2 protein-coding genes and 1 pseudogene are annotated in these 1,612 nt (G+C 34.0%); all 3 read left to right on the forward strand.

All coding sequences use genetic code 11. The annotated features are described in order from the left end of the window. Positions 1-123 precede the first annotated feature (123 nt). The gene (locus HG1285_RS02325; RefSeq protein WP_008289158.1) at positions 124-453 is read left to right on the forward strand and encodes a metalloregulator ArsR/SmtB family transcription factor; all 330 of its coding nucleotides are present in this window, start codon (positions 124-126) and stop codon (positions 451-453) included. Positions 454-457: 4 nt separating this feature from the next. Further along, on the forward strand, positions 458-775 hold the full coding sequence (gene trxA, locus HG1285_RS02320) for a thioredoxin (protein ID WP_008289159.1): 318 nt from the start codon (positions 458-460) through the stop codon (positions 773-775). Positions 776-785: 10 nt separating this feature from the next. Next, positions 786-1,588: pseudogene (gene lpxA / locus HG1285_RS18445) on the forward strand (acyl-ACP--UDP-N-acetylglucosamine O-acyltransferase). Positions 1,589-1,612 lie beyond the last annotated feature (24 nt).

Raw genomic sequence — 1,612 nt, forward strand, 5'->3', positions numbered from 1 at the left:
CCTTTGTTAAATCTATTCTAAAAATATCTTTTATTATCTTGCAAATTTTTGAATATATACATATAATATAATTTAGTAATATTCTAATATTAGTAATACTATTATAAAAGGAAGGTAAGGAAAATGGCAAAAGCTAAAAAAATTCAACCGGAGGAATTTATTGATTCATCACACTGGCAAGATGAAGAATGGCTTGAAGAAAATGCTGAACTTTTAAAAGCACTTGCACATCCAAGTAGATTAAAAATAATAGGTTTTCTAAGCTCCGGAAAGCAGTGTGTAAAGCATATCTGGGAATCATTGGACTTGCCTCAACCAAATGTATCACAGCACTTGTCAGTTTTAAGGAATAAAGGTATATTAGGATATAAGCGTGAAGGCTCAATTGTATGCTATTATATTAAGAACAAAAAAGCACTTGAAATTTATAAGCTATTAACAGAGGAGGAATAAAAAAATGGCAGGCAAAGTATGTGTACTAAACGAACAAAATTGGGAGCAGGAGGTTTTAAATTCCGACGTCCCTGTATTGGTTGATTTCTGGGCACCATGGTGTGGACCTTGTAGATTAATAGCTCCTGTAATTGAAGAACTTGCAGAGGAACTTGAAGGAAAAGCAAAAGTATGTAAACTTAATACTGATGAAAATCCAAATATAGCTATGAAATATGGAATTAGAGCTATCCCTACAATAATGGTATTTAAAAACGGACAGGTTGTAGATACAAAAGTAGGTGTTCAACCAAAAGAAGTTTTAAAAAGTCTCTTAGTATAAAGGATAAATATTGACGGTAGAGATACATCCAACAGCAATAATTTCTGAAAAGCAAAGCTTGGGGTCAACGTAAAAGTTGGCCCTTTTTCTATTATTGAAGACAATGTAGAAATTGGGGACAACACCGAGATTTCATCAAATGTAAAAATCAAAAATTTCACAACTATCGGAGAAAACTGCAAAATATTTGAAGGGGCTATTTTAGGAAATATCCCACAGCATCTTGGGTTTGAAGGTGAAAAAAGTTTTGTAAAAATTGGCAATAACGTGGTTATAAGAGAGTACTGCACAATCCACAGAGGGACAAAATTTGACGATGGTATAACACAAGTCGGAGATAATACGTATCTAATGGCTTATGTTCACATTGCCCACGACTGTAAAGTGGGACACGATACAATCTTAGCCAACAATGTCACCCTTGCCGGACATGTAAAAATTGGAAACTATGTCTTTGTAGGTGGTTTAACACCTATACACCAGTTTTGCAGAATTGGCGATTATGCAATGGTAGGTGGTGCCTCAGCTGTAGATAAGGACATACCTCCGTTTACAAGGGCATCTAAAAACCACGCAAGACTTTACGGTCTTAATTTAGTTGGATTAAAAAGAAGAGGATTTACAAGCAAGCAAATCAGAATTTTAAAAGAAGCTTATAAAATAATATTTATAAAATCCTCAACCTTAGAGGAAGGAATAAGAACCGTTCTTGAAACCCTTCCACAAACTGAGGAAATTAATCAATTAATTGAGTTTATAAAAACATCAAAAAGAGGAATAACTCCAGACGCAACCAAAAAGAAATCATTATGAAAATAGGTCTTATTGCCGGAGCAG

The organism is Hydrogenivirga sp. 128-5-R1-1, assembly GCF_000171895.1.

What these genes read in the sequence shown, in the direction of transcription:
- trxA (WP_008289159.1), top strand. Translation starts at nt 458, where the DNA reads ATGGCAGGCAAAGTATGTGTACTAAACGAACAAAATTGGGAGCAGGAG.
- HG1285_RS02325 (WP_008289158.1), top strand. Translation starts at nt 124, where the DNA reads ATGGCAAAAGCTAAAAAAATTCAACCGGAGGAATTTATTGATTCATCA.